This window comes from Escherichia sp. HH26CH (assembly GCF_009820205.1).
Classification (GTDB): domain Bacteria; phylum Pseudomonadota; class Gammaproteobacteria; order Enterobacterales; family Enterobacteriaceae; genus Escherichia; species Escherichia coli_F.
In genome coordinates, this window is sequence record NZ_VNXM01000064.1 from 154,876 (window position 1) to 173,337 (window position 18,462).

Sequence of the window (18,462 nt, forward strand, 5' to 3'; positions counted from 1 at the left end):
CTGATGCGACGCTGGCGCGTCTTATCATACCTACACCACTGCAATATATTGAATTTGCATGATTTTGCAGGCATGAACAAAGCACACTTTGCTAACAATAATAAAGGGAGCTTTCGCTCCCTTTATTCGTTCATCAGGTTACGATTTTCTCATTAACAGCCACAGGCTGATTAAGAAGAAGCTGGCGCTTGGCAGCAACGCGCCGATAATCGGCGGGATGCCGTAAACCAACGTCAGCGGGCCGAAGATCTGGTCCAGTACGTAGAAGACAAAACCGAAGCTGATACCGGTGACCACACGCACGCCCATCGGTACGCTACGCAGTGGGCCAAAGATAAACGACAGCGCCATCAGCATCATCACCGCCACGGATAGCGGCTGGAAGATTTTGCTCCACATGTTGAGCTGATAACGTCCGGCATCCTGACCGCTCGACTTCAGATACTTCACATAGTTGTGCAAACCACTGATGGAGAGGGCATCCGGGTCCAGTGCCACCACGCCCAGTTTGTCCGGCGTGAGGTTGGTTTTCCAGGTACCGCTCACCGTCTGTGAACCAGTGATCTGTTTCGGATTGGTCAGATCAGATTCATCAACCTGCGACAGACGCCAGACTTTATGTTCCGGGTCAAACTTCGCGGTAGCGGCATAGCGTACAGATTGCAGACGACGATTCTCATTAAAGGCATAGATACTGATGCCACCTAACTCTTCGTCACCTTTAACCCGCTCAATGTAGACGAAGTTGTTGCCATCTTTTGCCCATAAACCTTGCTGGGTAGAGAGCAACGAGCCACCGTACATCGCCTGCGCGCGGTAGTTACGCGCCATCTGCTCACCCTGCGGTGCGACCCATTCGCCAATCGCCATCGTCAACAAGACCAGCGGAATGGCGGTTTTCATCACCGACAGCGCCACCTGCATACGGGTAAAACCAGAAGCCTGCATGACCACCAGTTCGCTGCGCTGTGCCAGCATCCCCAACCCAAGTAATGCGCCCAGCAGGGCCGCCATCGGGAAGAAGATTTGCACATCTTTCGGCACGCTCAGCAAAGTATACATTCCTGCGCCTAACGCGTCGTAACTCCCCTGCCCGGCTTTTTTCAGCTGATCGACAAACTTGATAATGCCCGACAGCGACACCAGCATGAACAGCGTCATCATGATGGTGGTGAAAATAGTTTTACCGATATAGCGGTCAAGTACGCCAAAAGGTTGCATCACACTGCTCCTTTACGCGAAAAACTGGCGCGCAGGCGGCGGACCGGCACGGTGTCCCAAAGGTTGAGAACAATCGCCAAAGCCAGATAAATCAGGTTTACGGTCCACATCCACAGCGTCGGGTCCAGCTTACCTTTACCGCCGTTCGATTTCAGGGAGGTCTGGATCAGGAAGAACAACAGATACAGCAGCATGGCTGGCAGCATCGACAGTACGCGCCCCTGACGCGGGTTAACCACGCTCAGCGGAACGACCATAAGCGCCATCATAAACACGGTGAATACCAGCGTGATACGCCAGTTCAGTTCTGCGCGGGCACGATCGGTGTCAGTGTTCCACAATGTGCGCATGTCCATCTGGTCGGTATCGTTCGGGTCGAGCGCCACCGCCTGGTGACCAATGATCGCCTGATAATCCTGGAAGTCCGTAATGCGGAAATCGCGTAACAGTGCAGTGCCTTCGAAGCGCGTTCCCTGGTTGAGAGTGACGACCTGGGAGCCGTCACGCAGCTGGGTTAAATGTCCGGAATCGGCCACCACCACAGAAGGACGTGCATTACCTTTTGGTCGAATTTGCGCGAGGAACACATCTTTGAAATCGCTGCCGTCAACGCTTTCGATGAACAGCACCGAGCTGCCATTAGTCGCTTGCTGGAATTGCCCTTGCGCCAGCGCCGCCATGCCAGGGTTCGCTTTCGCTTCTGCTAACACTTCATCCTGATGACGCGATGACCACGGTCCCGCCCACATCACGTTAACCGCCGCGACGATTGCCGTGAATACCGCAAGGATCATTGCCGCTTTCACCAGAACCGCTTTGCTCAAGCCGCAGGCATGCATTACCGTAATTTCACTTTCGGTATACAGTTTGCCCAGCGTCATCAGCAGCCCGAGGAACAGGCTTAATGGCAGGATAAGCTGCGCCATTTCCGGCACGCCCAACCCGAGAAGGGAGAGCACCAGATTCGCCGGAATATCGCCGTCAACCGCTGCGCCGAGGATCCTCACTAACTTTTGACAGAAGAAGATCAAAAGCAAGATGAAGAGTATCGCCAGCTGGCTTTTGAGCGTCTCCCGCACCAGATATCTTATGATTATCACTTTAAATACGCCCGTAAAAACTCGTCTTTTGCAGGATTTTAGCTTGTTTCATGGCTTAAACGTCATTTATTCTCTTGAGTCGTCGAAATCGTCGCTAAGATAATTATACTCAACGGATTCACCTCTCAGATTTTGTTCTGACGTGCCAATGCCGTAATAACGTTAAGATTAACACGAAGTCATCGCAACAGCGGACATGAGTTACGAAAGCTTGCAATTCTATCTGTAGCCACCGCCGTTGTCTTTAAGATTCAGGAGCGTAGTGCATGGAGTTTAGTGTAAAAAGCGGTAGCCCGGAGAAACAGCGGAGTGCCTGCATCGTCGTGGGCGTCTTCGAACCACGTCGCCTTTCTCCGATTGCAGAACAGCTCGATAAAATCAGCGATGGGTACATCAGCGCCCTGCTGCGTCGGGGCGAACTGGAAGGAAAACCGGGGCAGACACTGTTGCTGCACCATGTTCCGAATGTACTTTCCGAACGAATTCTCCTTATTGGTTGCGGCAAAGAACGTGAACTGGATGAGCGTCAGTACAAGCAGGTTATTCAGAAAACCATTAATACGCTGAATGATACTGGCTCGATGGAAGCGGTCTGCTTTCTGACTGAACTGCACGTTAAAGGCCGTAACAACTACTGGAAAGTGCGTCAAGCTGTCGAGACAGCAAAAGAGACGCTCTACAGTTTCGATCAGTTGAAAACGAATAAGAGCGAACCGCGTCGCCCGCTGCGTAAGATGGTGTTCAACGTGCCGACCCGCCGTGAACTGACTAGCGGTGAGCGCGCGATCCAGCACGGTCTGGCGATTGCCGCCGGGATAAAAGCAGCGAAAGATCTCGGTAATATGCCGCCGAATATCTGTAACGCCGCTTATCTCGCCTCTCAGGCGCGCCAGCTGGCTGACAGCTACAGCAAGAATGTCATCACCCGCGTTATCGGCGAACAGCAGATGAAAGAGCTGGGGATGCATTCCTATCTGGCGGTCGGTCAGGGTTCGCAGAACGAATCGCTGATGTCGGTGATTGAGTACAAAGGCAACGCGTCGGAAGATGCTCGCCCAATCGTGCTGGTGGGTAAAGGTTTAACCTTCGACTCCGGCGGTATCTCCATCAAGCCTTCAGAAGGCATGGATGAGATGAAGTACGATATGTGCGGCGCGGCGGCGGTTTACGGCGTGATGCGTATGGTCGCGGAGCTGCAACTGCCGATTAACGTTATTGGCGTGCTGGCAGGCTGCGAAAACATGCCTGGCGGACGTGCCTATCGTCCGGGCGATGTGTTAACCACCATGTCCGGTCAAACCGTTGAAGTGCTGAACACCGACGCCGAAGGCCGTCTGGTACTGTGCGACGTGTTAACTTACGTTGAGCGTTTTGAGCCGGAAGCGGTGATTGATGTGGCGACGTTGACCGGTGCCTGCGTTATCGCGCTGGGTCATCACATTACCGGCCTGATGGCGAACCATAACCCACTGGCCCATGAGCTGATTGCCGCGTCTGAACAATCCGGTGACCGCGCATGGCGTTTGCCGCTGGGTGACGAGTATCAGGAACAGCTGGAGTCCAATTTTGCCGATATGGCGAACATTGGCGGTCGTCCTGGCGGGGCGATTACCGCAGGTTGCTTCCTGTCGCGCTTTACCCGTAAGTACAACTGGGCACACCTGGATATCGCCGGTACCGCCTGGCGTTCTGGTAAGGCGAAAGGCGCAACCGGTCGCCCGGTGGCGTTGCTGGCACAGTTCCTGTTAAACCGCGCCGGGTTTAACGGCGAAGAGTAATTGCATCAGGCTGTGTTGTTATTGTCGGATGCGGCGTGAACGCCTTATCCGACCTACACAGAGCACCGGACCCGTAGGCCTGATAAGACGCGACAGCGTCGCATCTGGCAATGTTGTTATTGTCGGATGCGGCGTGAATGCCTTATCCGACCTACACAGAGTACCGGACCCATAGGCCTGATAAGACGCGACAGCGTCGCATCAGGCAATTCGGCGTTTATCTGATGTGTATTTAAATCCACCACAAGAAGCCCCATTTATGAAAAACGCGACGTTCTACCTTCTGGACAATGACACAACCGTCGATGGCTTAAGCGCCGTTGAGCAACTGGTGTGTGAAATTGCCGCAGAACGTTGGCGCAGTGGTAAGCGCGTACTCATCGCCTGTGAAGATGAAAAGCAGGCTTACCGACTGGATGAAGCCCTGTGGGCGCGTCCGGCAGAAAGCTTTGTTCCGCATAATTTAGCGGGAGAAGGACCGCGCGGCGGCGCGCCGGTGGAGATCGCCTGGCCGCAAAAACGCAGCAGCAGCCCGCGCGATATATTGATTAGTCTGCGAACAAGCTTTGCAGATTTTGCCACCGCTTTCACAGAAGTGGTAGACTTCGTTCCTTATGAAGATTCTCTGAAACAACTGGCGCGCGAACGCTATAAAGCCTACCGCGTGGCTGGTTTCAACCTGAATACGGCAACCTGGAAATAATGGAAAAGACATACAACCCACAAGATATCGAACAGCCGCTTTACGAGCACTGGGAAAAGCAGGGCTACTTTAAGCCTAATGGCGATGAAAGCCAGGAAAGTTTCTGCATCATGATCCCGCCGCCGAACGTCACCGGCAGTTTGCATATGGGTCACGCCTTCCAGCAAACCATCATGGATACCATGATCCGCTATCAGCGCATGCAGGGCAAAAACACCCTGTGGCAGGTCGGTACTGACCACGCAGGGATCGCTACCCAGATGGTCGTTGAGCGCAAGATTGCCGCAGAAGAAGGTAAAACCCGTCACGACTACGGCCGCGAAGCTTTCATCGACAAAATCTGGGAATGGAAAGCGGAATCCGGCGGCACCATTACCCGTCAGATGCGCCGTCTCGGCAACTCCGTGGACTGGGAGCGTGAACGCTTCACCATGGACGAAGGTCTGTCCAATGCGGTGAAAGAAGTTTTCGTTCGTCTGTATAAAGAAGACCTGATTTACCGTGGCAAGCGCCTGGTAAACTGGGACCCGAAACTGCGCACCGCTATCTCTGACCTGGAAGTGGAAAACCGCGAATCGAAAGGTTCGATGTGGCACATCCGCTATCCGCTGGCTGACGGCGCGAAAACCGCAGATGGTAAAGATTATCTGGTGGTTGCGACTACCCGTCCGGAAACCCTACTGGGCGATACCGGCGTAGCCGTTAACCCGGAAGATCCGCGTTACAAAGATCTGATTGGCAAATATGTCATTCTGCCGCTGGTTAACCGTCGTATTCCGATTGTTGGCGACGAACACGCCGATATGGAAAAAGGCACCGGCTGCGTGAAGATCACTCCGGCGCACGACTTTAACGACTATGAAGTCGGTAAACGTCACGCCCTGCCGATGATCAACATCCTGACCTTTGACGGCGATATCCGTGAAAGCGCCCAGGTGTTCGATACCAAAGGTAACGAATCTGACGTTTATTCCAGCGAGATCCCGGCAGAGTTCCAGAAACTGGAGCGTTTTGCCGCGCGTAAAGCCGTCGTTGCTGCGGTTGATGCACTCGGCCTGCTGGAAGAAATTAAACCGCACGACCTGACCGTTCCTTACGGCGACCGTGGCGGCGTAGTTATCGAACCGATGCTGACCGACCAGTGGTACGTGCGTGCCGATGTACTGGCGAAACCGGCAGTTGAAGCGGTTGAGAACGGCGACATTCAGTTCGTACCGAAGCAGTACGAAAACATGTACTTCTCCTGGATGCGCGATATTCAGGACTGGTGTATCTCTCGTCAGCTGTGGTGGGGTCACCGTATCCCGGCATGGTACGACGACGCGGGTAACGTTTATGTTGGCCGCAACGAAGACGAAGTGCGTAAAGAAAATAACCTCGGTGCCGACGTTGCCCTGCGTCAGGACGAAGACGTTCTCGACACCTGGTTCTCCTCCGCGCTGTGGACCTTCTCCACGCTCGGCTGGCCGGAAAACACCGACGCACTGCGCCAGTTCCACCCAACCAGCGTGATGGTATCCGGCTTCGACATCATCTTCTTCTGGATTGCCCGCATGATCATGATGACCATGCACTTCATCAAAGATGAAAATGGCAAACCGCAGGTGCCGTTCCACACCGTTTACATGACCGGCCTGATTCGTGATGACGAAGGCCAGAAGATGTCCAAATCCAAGGGTAACGTTATCGACCCGCTGGATATGGTTGACGGTATTTCGCTGCCGGAACTGCTGGAAAAACGTACCGGTAATATGATGCAGCCGCAGCTGGCGGACAAAATCCGTAAGCGCACCGAGAAGCAGTTCCCGAACGGCATTGAGCCGCACGGTACTGACGCGCTGCGCTTCACCCTGGCGGCGCTGGCTTCTACCGGTCGTGACATCAACTGGGATATGAAGCGTCTGGAAGGCTACCGTAACTTCTGTAACAAGCTGTGGAACGCCAGCCGCTTTGTGCTGATGAACACAGAAGGTCAGGATTGCGGCTTCAACGGCGGCGAAATGACGCTGTCGCTGGCGGACCGCTGGATTCTGGCGGAGTTCAACCAGACCATCAAAGCGTACCGCGAAGCGCTGGACAGCTTCCGCTTCGATATCGCCGCAGGCATTTTGTATGAGTTCACCTGGAACCAGTTCTGTGACTGGTATCTGGAGCTGACCAAGCCGGTAATGAACGGTGGAACAGAAGCCGAACTGTGCGGTACTCGCCATACGCTGGTGACTGTACTGGAAGGTCTGCTGCGCCTCGCGCATCCGATCATTCCGTTCATCACCGAAACCATCTGGCAGCGTGTGAAAGTAATTTGCGGTATCACTGCCGACACCATCATGCTGCAGCCGTTCCCGCAGTACGATGCATCTCAGGTTGATGAAGCCGCACTGGCCGACACCGAATGGCTGAAACAGGCGATCGTTGCGGTACGTAACATCCGTGCAGAAATGAACATCGCGCCGGGCAAACCGCTGGAACTGTTGCTTCGTGGTTGCAGCGCGGATGCAGAACGTCGCGTAAATGAAAACCGTGGCTTCCTGCAAACGCTGGCGCGTCTGGAAAGTATCACCGTGCTGCCTGCCGATGACAAAGGTCCGGTTTCCGTTACGAAGATCATCGACGGTGCAGAGCTGCTGATCCCGATGGCTGGCCTCATCAACAAAGAAGATGAGCTGGCGCGTCTGGCGAAAGAAGTGGCGAAGATTGAAGGTGAAATCAGCCGTATCGAGAACAAACTGGCGAACGAAGGCTTTGTCGCCCGCGCACCGGAAGCGGTCATCGCGAAAGAGCGTGAGAAGCTGGAAGGCTATGCAGAAGCGAAAGCCAAGCTGATTGAACAGCAGGCGGTTATCGCTGCGCTGTAATCAACACAGTGATGAAAACGAAGGCCGGCGCATGCTCCGGCCTTTTTTATCTCTTACAGAAATGGTAAAGAAGGCATAACTCCCCGAGAAATACTGGCTAAGAAGCCTTTATCTGGTTGTTCTTCTTTATTAATTAAAGGAAGGTCATCCAAATCGCCCAGCAAATACGTATTTTTTGCCTGCCAGTCAATCATCCATATTTTCAACAGTGGATAAGCCAGACCGCCCGTAATCCCGGATATCACCACCAACGCACACATGCGATAAAGCATACCGTGGTACGTTAAAGTTGAGCGAAAACGAATACGCCCATCATTCAGTGACAGGTTGCTCATAAAATGGTTTCGCAACGACACCGTTAAATAACTGGTGCTAACAGCAATCCCAAAATAATAGATTAACTGCGCGATTATCATTTTACGTTGCATTTCCATAAATTGCTGTAAATTCTCAATGTCATCATTTGCATATACAGAACTATCATACGCATTTAATATTTGATCGAAGATAATATAACCAGCAACAGCGAGAAAAGGCAATAAAGCTAAAAATGCGAGAATGGCATATTTTATACAATACGTAGTATCTAATTTCACCTTGAAACGATGTATACCGAAACTGGTATTGCTCCAGAGAAAACTCATTACCAGACTATATAAAGTACCATTAAAAATACCAATGGAAACAATACCAACTATTGCCATCAGAACCATAGATATAATAACACTACTTGAACTATTGGCATGTAGCATCTTTGTCGAGATAAAGAAAACAGTCCCCATCCCAACGGCCATTAAAATCGGCAAGAAAAAGGTCACCCACCAGAACCCTTTCATAGAGCAATTAAAACTAAATCTTACGCCGTTGAGGCTGGTCATTAAGGCCTGATGACGCAGTCCTTTTGCTGCCATAAATATAAGCAAAACCAACAGTAACAAAGTCAAAACACAACCAACAAGCGGCATATCTGCTGACACTGTCATTAAGATTGCGAAATAGAAAAAAACAAAAACAAGACAACTAACAAAAACATTCCCACCGGTAATTCCATAAGAAAATCGTTGTCCGTTAACTTCCATATTAGCATAAAGATAACGCTTACATTTCATTAACGCCCATGGTAAATAGATACCTAACGTTATAATCGTTAACAACACATTCACCACACAAATAAGAAAATACCTCTCACCTGTACCATGAAAAACAAACGAATGGGACGGAACATCCATTTCATTAATAACTTGAGCCATAAAAAATCCCTGAATTAAAAAATCCATTGATATAACTTATATATACAGACAGTAAAATGTTCTGCCACGTTACAATACTCTTATCAGTAATAGGCTGGCAAAAACTTTATTACTTTATAAGTCGCTTGCGCACGTAAGAAGAGAGTGGTATTAAACAAATGTATAATTACTTTATTTTTATTGGGTTAAACTATGAATAACATTGCGCCGCAATCACCTGTAATGCGTCGCCTGACGCTGCAGGATAATCCTGCTATCGCCCGCGTCATTCGTCAGGTATCCGCCGAATACGGTCTTACCGCTGATAAAGGCTACACCGTCGCCGATCCGAATCTTGACGAGCTGTATCAAGTGTATAGTCAGCCTGGCCATGCATATTGGGTAGTTGAGTACGAGGGTGAAGTGGTCGGCGGCGGTGGGATAGCGCCATTAACCGGGAGTGAGTCGGACATTTGCGAACTGCAAAAGATGTATTTTCTTCCGGCTATCCGCGGCAAAGGGCTGGCAAAAAAACTGGCCTTAATGGCGATGGAGCAGGCGCGAGAGATGGGTTTCAAACGCTGCTATCTGGAAACGACAGCTTTTTTAAAGGAAGCCATTGCGCTTTATGAGCATTTGGGCTTTGAGCATATCGACTATGCGCTTGGCTGCACGGGCCATGTCGATTGTGAAGTGCGGATGTTGCGCGAACTCTAAAAAAAAATGCCCGCGTGTTCAACTCGCGGGCATTCGAACATTAACAACGTACGTTTTGTTTATGCCGGATGTGACATGAATGCCTTATCCGGGCAACAAATTCACCAGGTTGCAGGAACTACCTGGGCCTGATGCGCTACGCTTAATTAGTGGCGAACTCCGTCATCGTCTTCATCGACAAAATCTTCATCGTCGCCATCTTCGCCGTTAGGATCTTCAAAGTAAGTGCCCCAACCGTCGTACTCAACGTCAAATTTCTCCGCCAGCGTCATCAGTTGTTCAACCTGGGCATCGATCAGATCGGCATTCAACGCGCACTCGCTGAGGATGTCGCAGCAAATCACGATATCACCATCTTCAACTTCCAGCTCTTCTGGATCGGTCACTTCGTAACCGAGTTTAAACGCTTCAACTGCCGCTTTTTCCAGAGTTTCCAGATCGTCTGCGGAAAGATGGTGTTCGATGGTGTACAGCGCGTCCGGATCGCTGCCATCTTCCAGTAATTCTTCAATAATCAAACGTGTTTCTTCACGCTGTTCTTCCAGTTGTTCCGGGTTTGCCATGGCTCATTCCTCTTAATGTCCTGCCGATACTCTTATTGTCACACACCACTGACATTGCCTCCACCTTTGTGATAAAGATTTATGCTTTAGACTTGCAAATGAATAACCATACATATAAATTGAATTTTAATTCATTTAGGCGTTAGCCACAGGAGGGATCTATGTCCGGGTTTTATCATAAGCATTTCCTGAAATTACTCGATTTCACGCCAGCTGAACTTAACAGCCTGCTGCAGTTAGCCGCGAAGCTGAAAGCCGATAAGAAAAGCGGTAAAGAAGAAGCCAAACTCACTGGTAAAAACATCGCGCTCATCTTCGAAAAAGACTCGACCCGTACCCGATGCTCTTTCGAAGTTGCCGCATATGACCAGGGTGCTCGCGTTACTTATCTCGGTCCAAGCGGCAGCCAAATTGGTCATAAAGAGTCGATTAAAGACACTGCCCGCGTGCTTGGTCGCATGTATGACGGTATTCAGTATCGCGGCTATGGTCAGGAGATTGTCGAAACACTGGCGGAATACGCTGGCGTGCCGGTATGGAACGGCCTGACCAATGAGTTTCACCCCACGCAGCTGCTGGCGGATCTCCTCACCATGCAGGAGCATTTGCCCGGCAAAGCGTTCAACGAAATGACGCTGGTCTATGCAGGTGACGCACGTAACAACATGGGCAATTCGATGCTCGAAGCTGCAGCGCTTACCGGTCTGGATTTGCGTCTGGTCGCGCCACAGGCGTGCTGGCCAGAAGCTGCGCTGGTTACGGAATGCCGCGCCCTGGCACAACAAAATGGCGGGAATATTACGCTGACGGAAGATGTAGCTAAAGGAGTTGAAGGTGCTGACTTTATCTATACCGATGTATGGGTGTCGATGGGTGAAGCAAAAGAAAAATGGGCTGAACGCATTGCATTACTGCGTGATTATCAGGTGAACAGCAAGATGATGCAGTTGACCGGTAACCCGGAGGTCAAATTCCTCCACTGCCTGCCCGCGTTTCATGACGACCAAACGACGCTTGGCAAAAAAATGGCGGAAGAGTTTGGCCTACATGGCGGAATGGAAGTGACTGATGAGGTCTTCGAATCTGCCGCCAGCATTGTATTTGATCAGGCGGAAAACCGCATGCATACCATCAAAGCGGTGATGGTCGCGACGCTCAGTAAATAATTGACATCTCTATAAAGATGCCGGGAAATACAAAAAATATCCCGGCATCATATTATTTTATGCAGTGTGAGTTCTATTCTTCCACCCCCATTTTTCTATTACTGTTCGTAAATTTTCCGGAGGATTTAATTTTTCTAACTGTTTTTCATTAATATAATTATATATATTGATTTTCCCATCCCGGAGGACTTCCATCATTCTTGTTCTAATTTTTAATTCATTAACCATCTTTTCTTCAAAAATCTTAACGACATAACCCGGAAGTTTATTTACAATTTCTTTTGTTTTTTCTTCATCACCATAAACATATCCTAACTCATTAAGATACAGCTGTTCGCCCTCATAACACTTAAGTAATTGATAGAAGTACCACTTAGCAAAATCAGGTTGCTTCATGAAAAAACCCTTCAAAAAAATATCATTTACTAAAATGCTGACAGGCACTTCATTAAATAGCAACTTAACATCATCAAATAACTTTAGTATTAAGCGTGATTTTTCTTGATTGCTTAAGTTAAAATCATTGACATATGCAACCAACTTATCCCAAATAAATTCCTGTAATTTACGGCTATTTTTATAGGGTTCTTTATCGAGAAGGGAAAATAATGCCTCAGCTCTTTTAGACTGATCACAACCAGACTTAATATTTTTTATCACGTCGCATGCATAATCTATCTTTGCAGCAGCATTAAAATATTCGATACTTTTATTAAAACACCACTCCAGTATTTTTACATCACTCATATATGGCGATTTTAAAAAAGTTTCTAACATCGAACGGATGACCGGTGAGAGGTCAACCGGCGCATCATCTAAGGAATCAATAAGAATATGCGATAGATCAATTTTGATCTTATTAATTTCATCATTACTTTTTTTATTATTAGTAAAGGCATCGTCAGACGCGCTGAGATTATCTATCTCTTCAAGTATGCCTTCTTCGCCCAGTAAGTCTGGAATAATTTCATTACATACATGAGGCATTATTAGCAGATGCTCTTGCTTTATTGTTGACAATGTTGTAGCCAAGGCATCTTTAAAAAAATCTTTATAGTCCTGGGCTTGCCAATTCATCTGGTTATTATTTAACTGAAGTGCTATTTCGTTGTTAATTTCACGCTGGTAACACGCCAGAACTTTATTAGTAATCAGTAGTAATGAACTCTCATCTTTTGTTTCAAAATCCGTCCCTTCAAAACGAAAAATTGACTTACCAGATTCTGTTACATCATCAAATATAATGGCTGTACGCCCTTGACGAGCCCCATTCACAGAGGGAGGGGTAAGTCTAACTTCTAAAATAACCGGGCGTATATCATCTTCCCACCCTTCAGGATTATTCATGTAAAATCGCATTATTTCACTACCATCATCTTTTTTTAAATAAGATGAGGATTTTATATTACCCATCATTTTTCTTCCCGCTTCATTGCGGCTTTCACTAAAATCTACATGTCCCAAGGTAAATATCCATGCCAGAAACTCCAAAAATGCCTTAGGAGAAAGGATATTTCTTTTGTTATGCTGCCCCTCGGCAATACGGGAAAAATTATTGATTCCCACACACCAGCTATTTAAAACATCATGTTTTGGTTTAAAATTCCTGCAGGAAGCAACGTAGTGAAAATAATCCGAATGCGATATTTTGCTCATGACGAACTCCTTGAGTTAATAAGAACGTCTAAGCATTACAAATTTTACTCACAAAAAAATATCAAAAAACGCTCTTTTCACAAACTCGCCGTAAACCTGGAGTTATTTACGGCGAAAAGTCATCACGCCATCAGCATCTTCACTACTGCTTTGCGAACCTGGGCTGGCGCGCCCACTGCGCACAGCGGTTTATGCACTTCCCCCGGATAAAACACAACAAAATCACCTTCATTAAGGATAACTGTTTTCTCATCAACGCCTTCCGGCAAAAATGCGATGTCTTTGTCTGCTAACCAGTCGGTATCCGGGGTGCCTGCAGGTTGCGTGCTGAAGGTCATGCCTTCCTGACCTTTTAACACAATCTGAATGTCGAGATAGCGGGCATGGTACTCCGCACGGCGAGCTTCGTACGGCTCGGTCATATCTTCCGAGATAAGATAAAACAGACGATTGCCTTCGATATCGTGCTTGCCCTTGGGCGTTTCTGCCGTAACGTTTGCTTTGATATGCTCAATCGCCTGGCGTAACTCCTGGGGTAGCCACGGCTGAAGATTATGAATATTTCCGATGATCATCTTTTCCACTCCTTAATTAAAACAATGTTTCATTTCTATCGTTATACGAAAAGATGATCAATTCCGCCAGCCTTAACGCGTGAATTATTGTCTTATCACAACTTATCGGCAGGCGCGTTCCCGCCTTTCGGATCAAGGCCAGCATCACTCCTTGAGAAGAGTTTTTATCGCTCCCCCCGCCAGGGCAGCTGTTGCACAGAGTTGTTCGATGGAGTGCCCCTCTCGTGCCTTCGCAGAAAGCCCTGACATCACGGTACTCATAAAATCAGTCACACATTGTGCGCTTTGTGGATGCCGCCTGGCGATATAGTCATAAATGGTTGTTTCTGCGGCGTGATAATATTGAACGGCAATATCACGCGCTTGTGGATCATGACTATGAATACCTTCAAGAACCATACAGCCAGCGCAGCCGCCGTTTTGGCTATATCTGCGCGCCGCTTCTTTTAATACCTCAACCAGGCACTCGCCTACCGGACGATCATCACGAAGAATATCGGCAAGCGGAATAGCTTCCGTACCGACATATTCATTGAGTACACGGCTAAATAACCCAGCCTTACTGCCAAAAGCCGCGTAGAGGCTCGGGGGGTTAATACCAAGATAATCAGTGATTTCAGCAACACTGACAGCATCGAAACTTTTTTGGTGAAAAAGCACTTTTGCCGCAGAGACTGCCTGCTCAGGAGCGAAACGTCTGGGACGACCAGGAACACGAGATTGTTTTTTAGTGACCATTACAAAACTTGTTGACAGAAAGTTAAAACAGTTTTGTAATGCATGTTACATAATAAATCAAGGAGTCCTTATGGGCGCTTTTACAGGTAAGACAGTTCTCATCCTCGGTGGCAGTCGTGGAATCGGTGCTGCTATCGTACGTCGTTTCGTCACCGATGGGGCCAATGTACGATTCACCTATGCGGGGTCGAAAGATGCCGCTGAACGCCTGGCACAAGAGACGGGAGCGACAGCAGTATTCACAGATAGTGCTGACAGAGACGCTGTCATTGATGTCGTTCGTAAGAGCGGCGCATTGGATATCCTGGTGGTAAATGCAGGTATTGGCGTCTTTGGCGATGCCCTGGAATTAAATGCCGACGATATTGATCGCCTTTTCAAAATCAATATTCATGCTCCTTACCATGCCTCTGTTGAAGCCGCCCGGCAGATGCCCGAAGGCGGGCGCATCTTAATCATCGGCTCCGTGAATGGCGATCGTATGCCTGTTGCAGGCATGGCTGCTTATGCCGCCAGTAAATCTGCCCTGCAAGGTATGGCGCGCGGGCTGGCCCGTGATTTTGGACCGCGTGGGATCACCATCAACGTCGTCCAGCCAGGGCCAATTGATACCGACGCGAATCCCGCCAACGGGCCAATGCGCGATATGTTGCATGGTTTTATGGCTATCAAAAGACATGGGCAACCGGAAGAGGTCGCTGGTATGGTCGCATGGTTAGCAGGGTCAGAAGCCAGTTTTGTTACCGGTGCGATGCATACCATTGATGGCGCGTTTGGCGCATAACCGACTACGCTCAATTAAGCCCAGCCATTATCCATGATGTCTGGGTTTTGTTTACTCACGTCGTCCCCTAAAAGCGGCTCCCGGTAAATATAAATCTTCTGTTCATGTCGTAAATCTTGAGGATAACCAAATGGTAGAAAGAATCGCTGTTTTCCCTGCTGGCCGACATTCACTGTATGCTGAACATCGTTATTCTGCGGCCATTCGTTCCGGCGATTTGCTGTTTGTTTCCGGGCAAGTAGGAAGTCGAGAAGACGGAACACCTGAACCCGATTTTCAGCAACAAGTCAGACTGGCATTTGATAATTTGCATGCGACCCTGGCAGCTGCGGGATGCACTTTTGACGATATCATTGATGTGACGAGCTTTCATACCGATCCGGAAAAACAATTTGAAGACATCATGACAGTCAAAAATGAAATATTTAGCGCCCCACCTTATCCAAACTGGACGGCGGTGGGCGTTACCTGGCTGGCAGGCTTTGATTTTGAAATTAAAGTGATAGCGCGCATCCCTGAGCTGTAAGCAATAGTTTTAGCCGTTAGTTTTCACACTCCGCCCTATAAGTCGGATGAATGGAATAAAATGCATATCTGATTGGGTGAAAGTGAAAAAGAAAAAAGCAGGAAATGTCTGCAATTATTGATACCGAACGACCGTTCCCCTCCAGAATCATAGCAAATAAAAATGCATACACTTTGACTTTTAATTCAAATAAACCGTTTGCGCTGACAAAATATTGCATCAAATGCTTGCGCCGCTTCTGACGATGAGTATAATGCCGGACAATTTGCCGGGAGGATGTATGGTTCAGTGTGTTCGACATTTTGTCTTACCGCGTCTGAAAAAAGACGCCGGCCTGCCGTTTTTCTTCCCGTTGATCACCCATTCCCAGCCCCTCAATCGAGGGGCTTTTTTTTGCCCAGGCGTCAGGAGATAAAAGATGGCTAATCCGCTATATCAGAAACATATCATTTCCATAAACGACCTTAGTCGCGATGACCTTAATCTGGTGCTGGCAACAGCGGCGAAACTGAAAGCAAACCCGCAACCAGAGCTGTTGAAGCACAAAGTCATTGCCAGCTGTTTCTTCGAAGCCTCTACCCGTACCCGCCTCTCTTTCGAAACTTCCATGCACCGCCTGGGTGCCAGCGTGGTGGGCTTCTCCGACAGCGCCAATACATCACTGGGTAAAAAGGGCGAAACGCTGGCCGATACCATTTCGGTTATCAGCACTTACGTCGATGCGATAGTGATGCGTCATCCGCAGGAAGGTGCGGCGCGCCTGGCCACCGAATTTTCCGGCAATGTACCGGTACTGAATGCCGGTGATGGCTCCAACCAACATCCGACGCAAACCTTGCTGGACTTATTCACCATTCAGGAAACCCAGGGGCGTCTGGACAATCTCCACGTCGCAATGGTTGGTGACCTGAAATATGGCCGCACCGTTCACTCCCTGACTCAGGCGTTAGCGAAGTTCGACGGCAACCGTTTTTACTTCATCGCGCCGGACGCGTTGGCAATGCCGCAATACATCCTTGATATGCTCGATGAAAAAGGGATCGCCTGGAGTCTGCACAGCTCTATTGAAGAAGTGATGGCGGAAGTAGACATCCTGTACATGACTCGCGTGCAAAAAGAGCGTCTGGACCCGTCCGAGTACGCCAACGTGAAAGCGCAGTTTGTTCTTCGCGCCAGCGATCTCCACAACGCCAAAGCCAATATGAAAGTGCTGCATCCGCTGCCTCGCGTTGATGAGATTGCCACCGATGTTGATAAAACGCCTCACGCCTGGTACTTCCAGCAAGCAGGCAACGGGATTTTCGCTCGCCAGGCGTTACTGGCACTGGTTCTGAATCGCGATCTGGTACTGTAAGGGGAAATAGAGATGACACACGATAATAAATTGCAGGTTGAAGCTATTAAACGCGGCACGGTAATTGACCATATCCCCGCCCAGATCGGTTTTAAGCTGTTGAGTCTGTTCAAGCTGACCGAAACGGATCAGCGCATCACCATTGGTCTGAACCTGCCTTCTGGTGAGATGGGGCGTAAAGATCTGATCAAAATCGAAAATACCTTTTTGAGTGAAGATCAGGTAGACCAACTGGCTTTGTATGCACCACAAGCCACAGTAAATCGCATCGACAACTATGAAGTGGTGGGTAAATCGCGCCCCAGCCTGCCGGAGCGCATCGACAATGTGCTGGTCTGCCCGAACAGCAACTGTATCAGCCATGCCGAACCGGTTTCATCCAGCTTTGCCGTGCGAAAACGCGCCAATGACATCGCGCTCAAATGCAAATACTGTGAAAAAGAGTTTTCCCATAATGTGGTGCTGGCCAATTAATTGCGGTTGGTAATAAAAGTCTGGCTCCCTATAATGAGCCAGACTTTTTACCGCTGTAATAAAGGAGAAATCATGAGCAAAACTATCGCGACGGAAAATGCACCGGCAGCTATCGGTCCTTACGTACAGGGCGTTGATCTGGGCAATATGATCATTACCTCCGGTCAGATCCCGGTAAACCCGAAAACCGGCGAAGTACCGGCAGACGTCGCTGCACAGGCACGTCAGTCGCTGGATAACGTAAAAGCTATCGTCGAAGCCGCTGGCCTGAAAGTGGGCGATATCGTTAAAACCACCGTGTTTGTGAAAGATCTGAACGACTTCGCAACCGTAAACGCTACCTACGAAGCGTTCTTCACCGAGCACAATGCCACCTTCCCGGCACGTTCTTGCGTTGAAGTTGCCCGTCTGCCGAAAGACGTGAAGATTGAGATCGAAGCGATCGCTGTTCGTCGCTAATCTCTTTCAAAAAGATAATCCAGGTTTCGCGCCTGGATTATCTGATTCAACCACGGAGGGTTGAAGATGGCTAAATCCCGTTTCACAGATAAGCAAATTGCTGAAATTTTACAGCGGTCAAAAGAGGGGGCATCTAATAAGGAGCTTTGTGAACACTATCAATTTAGCGTTAACACGCTGCGGCGCTGGCAAGAACAGCACGCTGACGGCATCAGAAGCGAATTAAAAAAAATAGAATCTAAAGCACAGATCGTCTTTCTGCTTTTCATTGCTATCGTCATTATACTCACGCTTATATTTGGTAAACCTACAGGTGGATGGGCAATACCACCTTTATTACTCTATTGTGTTTATTATATCCGCCTGTATCGCAACATCTCCGCCAGACATATAAAAAAAGAAGACATTTTTCTCTCTCGTTCTGTTAATAACAGCTATAGCGCCCTTTATAATTTGAGCTGGACGTTTATTTGTTTTTTTATTTTTGCAGTAATCTATTTTTTTATTCAGGTGTTTTCGTAACAGACTGACCTGAAAGAGTATTTCAGGCCAGCTTCATCACTT

Annotated in this window: 20 protein-coding genes; 12 read left to right on the top strand and 8 right to left on the bottom strand. The window is 48.8% G+C overall.

What is annotated here, in order from left to right; translation table 11 throughout:
* Window positions 1-138 precede the first annotated feature (138 nt).
* From lptG to ytgA, 3 genes are all read right to left on the bottom strand, one after another.
* Entirely contained in the window at window positions 139-1,221 is a 1,083-nt protein-coding gene (lptG, locus tag FQ015_RS20280; protein WP_001295681.1) for an LPS export ABC transporter permease LptG, read from the bottom strand.
* On the bottom strand, window positions 1,221-2,321 hold the full coding sequence (lptF, locus tag FQ015_RS20285) for an LPS export ABC transporter permease LptF (protein ID WP_000584114.1): 1,101 nt from the start codon (window positions 2,319-2,321) through the stop codon (window positions 1,221-1,223). Before lptF ends, lptG begins: the two co-directional genes overlap by 1 nt.
* Before the next feature lie 62 nt (window positions 2,322-2,383).
* Window positions 2,384-2,434, bottom strand: a complete 51-nt coding sequence (ytgA, locus tag FQ015_RS24395) for a protein YtgA (protein WP_211180521.1) — start codon at window positions 2,432-2,434, stop codon at window positions 2,384-2,386.
* Window positions 2,435-2,587: 153 nt separating this feature from the next.
* Between ytgA and pepA the strand changes: the two genes are divergently transcribed.
* The 3 genes from pepA to valS all read left to right on the top strand — a co-directional run bounded on the left by pepA (window position 2,588) and on the right by valS (window position 7,657).
* Window positions 2,588-4,099, top strand: a complete 1,512-nt coding sequence (gene pepA / locus FQ015_RS20290; RefSeq protein ID WP_000397144.1) for a leucyl aminopeptidase — start codon at window positions 2,588-2,590, stop codon at window positions 4,097-4,099.
* A 259-nt stretch (window positions 4,100-4,358) separates the two neighbouring features.
* A complete protein-coding gene (gene holC, locus FQ015_RS20295) occupies window positions 4,359-4,802 on the top strand; it encodes a DNA polymerase III subunit chi (protein WP_000786399.1) in 444 nt (147 codons plus the stop codon).
* On the top strand, window positions 4,802-7,657 hold the full coding sequence (valS, locus tag FQ015_RS20300; RefSeq protein ID WP_160524424.1) for a valine--tRNA ligase: 2,856 nt from the start codon (window positions 4,802-4,804) through the stop codon (window positions 7,655-7,657). Before holC ends, valS begins: the two co-directional genes overlap by 1 nt.
* A gap of 53 nt (window positions 7,658-7,710) precedes the next feature.
* On the opposite strand, the gene FQ015_RS20305 is transcribed toward valS, so the two are convergent.
* On the bottom strand, window positions 7,711-8,907 hold the full coding sequence (locus tag FQ015_RS20305; RefSeq protein ID WP_000079650.1) for a YjgN family protein: 1,197 nt from the start codon (window positions 8,905-8,907) through the stop codon (window positions 7,711-7,713).
* A 192-nt stretch (window positions 8,908-9,099) separates the two neighbouring features.
* Here FQ015_RS20305 and FQ015_RS20310 point away from each other — a divergent pair, with 192 nt between their 5' ends.
* Entirely contained in the window at window positions 9,100-9,603 is a 504-nt protein-coding gene (locus tag FQ015_RS20310) for a GNAT family N-acetyltransferase (RefSeq protein WP_001059402.1), read from the top strand.
* 146 nt (window positions 9,604-9,749) lie between these two features.
* Here FQ015_RS20310 and rraB read toward each other — a convergent pair whose 3' ends face one another.
* Window positions 9,750-10,166: a ribonuclease E inhibitor RraB gene (rraB, locus tag FQ015_RS20315; protein WP_000002953.1), complete on the bottom strand. Its 417-nt coding sequence runs from the start codon at window positions 10,164-10,166 to the stop codon at window positions 9,750-9,752.
* Window positions 10,167-10,327: 161 nt separating this feature from the next.
* Here rraB and argF point away from each other — a divergent pair, with 161 nt between their 5' ends.
* Complete coding sequence (argF, locus tag FQ015_RS20320) at window positions 10,328-11,332, top strand: ornithine carbamoyltransferase (RefSeq protein ID WP_000012907.1); 1,005 nt, start codon at window positions 10,328-10,330, stop codon at window positions 11,330-11,332.
* A gap of 57 nt (window positions 11,333-11,389) precedes the next feature.
* Here argF and FQ015_RS20325 read toward each other — a convergent pair whose 3' ends face one another.
* The 3 genes from FQ015_RS20325 to FQ015_RS20335 form a co-directional block, all read right to left on the bottom strand.
* Entirely contained in the window at window positions 11,390-12,988 is a 1,599-nt protein-coding gene (locus tag FQ015_RS20325; RefSeq protein ID WP_160524425.1) for a DNA-binding protein, read from the bottom strand.
* Between the two features lie 122 nt (window positions 12,989-13,110).
* Window positions 13,111-13,563: a toxin-antitoxin biofilm protein TabA gene (gene tabA, locus FQ015_RS20330; protein WP_001315168.1), complete on the bottom strand. Its 453-nt coding sequence runs from the start codon at window positions 13,561-13,563 to the stop codon at window positions 13,111-13,113.
* Between the two features lie 144 nt (window positions 13,564-13,707).
* Window positions 13,708-14,301 (bottom strand): TetR/AcrR family transcriptional regulator, encoded by a 594-nt coding sequence (locus FQ015_RS20335; RefSeq protein ID WP_160524426.1) that lies wholly within the window; start codon window positions 14,299-14,301, stop codon window positions 13,708-13,710.
* 70 nt (window positions 14,302-14,371) lie between these two features.
* On the opposite strand from FQ015_RS20335, the gene bdcA reads away from it, so the two are divergent.
* From bdcA to FQ015_RS20370, 7 genes are all read left to right on the top strand, one after another.
* Complete coding sequence (bdcA, locus tag FQ015_RS20340; RefSeq protein WP_032185781.1) at window positions 14,372-15,085, top strand: SDR family oxidoreductase; 714 nt, start codon at window positions 14,372-14,374, stop codon at window positions 15,083-15,085.
* A 130-nt stretch (window positions 15,086-15,215) separates the two neighbouring features.
* The gene (locus FQ015_RS20345; protein ID WP_039021195.1) at window positions 15,216-15,611 is read left to right on the top strand and encodes a RidA family protein; all 396 of its coding nucleotides are present in this window, start codon (window positions 15,216-15,218) and stop codon (window positions 15,609-15,611) included.
* 280 nt (window positions 15,612-15,891) lie between these two features.
* Window positions 15,892-16,026: a pyr operon leader peptide gene (gene pyrL / locus FQ015_RS20350; protein ID WP_001296693.1), complete on the top strand. Its 135-nt coding sequence runs from the start codon at window positions 15,892-15,894 to the stop codon at window positions 16,024-16,026.
* 3 nt (window positions 16,027-16,029) lie between these two features.
* The gene (gene pyrB, locus FQ015_RS20355) at window positions 16,030-16,965 is read left to right on the top strand and encodes an aspartate carbamoyltransferase (RefSeq protein WP_000013046.1); all 936 of its coding nucleotides are present in this window, start codon (window positions 16,030-16,032) and stop codon (window positions 16,963-16,965) included.
* 12 nt (window positions 16,966-16,977) lie between these two features.
* Window positions 16,978-17,439, top strand: coding sequence for an aspartate carbamoyltransferase regulatory subunit (gene pyrI, locus FQ015_RS20360; RefSeq protein ID WP_000148581.1), 462 nt, complete (start codon window positions 16,978-16,980; stop codon window positions 17,437-17,439).
* 72 nt (window positions 17,440-17,511) lie between these two features.
* Window positions 17,512-17,898, top strand: coding sequence for a 2-iminobutanoate/2-iminopropanoate deaminase (gene ridA / locus FQ015_RS20365; protein ID WP_000047539.1), 387 nt, complete (start codon window positions 17,512-17,514; stop codon window positions 17,896-17,898).
* Between the two features lie 66 nt (window positions 17,899-17,964).
* The gene (locus FQ015_RS20370) at window positions 17,965-18,420 is read left to right on the top strand and encodes a transposase (protein ID WP_001130089.1); all 456 of its coding nucleotides are present in this window, start codon (window positions 17,965-17,967) and stop codon (window positions 18,418-18,420) included.
* Window positions 18,421-18,462 lie beyond the last annotated feature (42 nt).

Coding starts and splice junctions, on each gene's coding strand:
- lptG (WP_001295681.1), bottom strand. CDS start 1,221: ATGCAACCTTTTGGCGTACTTGACCGCTATATCGGTAAAACTATTTTC.
- pepA (WP_000397144.1), top strand. CDS start 2,588: ATGGAGTTTAGTGTAAAAAGCGGTAGCCCGGAGAAACAGCGGAGTGCC.
- holC (WP_000786399.1), top strand. CDS start 4,359: ATGAAAAACGCGACGTTCTACCTTCTGGACAATGACACAACCGTCGAT.
- valS (WP_160524424.1), top strand. CDS start 4,802: ATGGAAAAGACATACAACCCACAAGATATCGAACAGCCGCTTTACGAG.
- FQ015_RS20305 (WP_000079650.1), bottom strand. CDS start 8,907: ATGGCTCAAGTTATTAATGAAATGGATGTTCCGTCCCATTCGTTTGTT.
- FQ015_RS20310 (WP_001059402.1), top strand. CDS start 9,100: ATGAATAACATTGCGCCGCAATCACCTGTAATGCGTCGCCTGACGCTG.
- rraB (WP_000002953.1), bottom strand. CDS start 10,166: ATGGCAAACCCGGAACAACTGGAAGAACAGCGTGAAGAAACACGTTTG.
- argF (WP_000012907.1), top strand. CDS start 10,328: ATGTCCGGGTTTTATCATAAGCATTTCCTGAAATTACTCGATTTCACG.
- FQ015_RS20325 (WP_160524425.1), bottom strand. CDS start 12,988: ATGAGCAAAATATCGCATTCGGATTATTTTCACTACGTTGCTTCCTGC.
- tabA (WP_001315168.1), bottom strand. CDS start 13,563: ATGATCATCGGAAATATTCATAATCTTCAGCCGTGGCTACCCCAGGAG.
- FQ015_RS20335 (WP_160524426.1), bottom strand. CDS start 14,301: ATGGTCACTAAAAAACAATCTCGTGTTCCTGGTCGTCCCAGACGTTTC.
- bdcA (WP_032185781.1), top strand. CDS start 14,372: ATGGGCGCTTTTACAGGTAAGACAGTTCTCATCCTCGGTGGCAGTCGT.
- FQ015_RS20345 (WP_039021195.1), top strand. CDS start 15,216: ATGGTAGAAAGAATCGCTGTTTTCCCTGCTGGCCGACATTCACTGTAT.
- pyrL (WP_001296693.1), top strand. CDS start 15,892: ATGGTTCAGTGTGTTCGACATTTTGTCTTACCGCGTCTGAAAAAAGAC.
- pyrB (WP_000013046.1), top strand. CDS start 16,030: ATGGCTAATCCGCTATATCAGAAACATATCATTTCCATAAACGACCTT.
- pyrI (WP_000148581.1), top strand. CDS start 16,978: ATGACACACGATAATAAATTGCAGGTTGAAGCTATTAAACGCGGCACG.
- ridA (WP_000047539.1), top strand. CDS start 17,512: ATGAGCAAAACTATCGCGACGGAAAATGCACCGGCAGCTATCGGTCCT.
- FQ015_RS20370 (WP_001130089.1), top strand. CDS start 17,965: ATGGCTAAATCCCGTTTCACAGATAAGCAAATTGCTGAAATTTTACAG.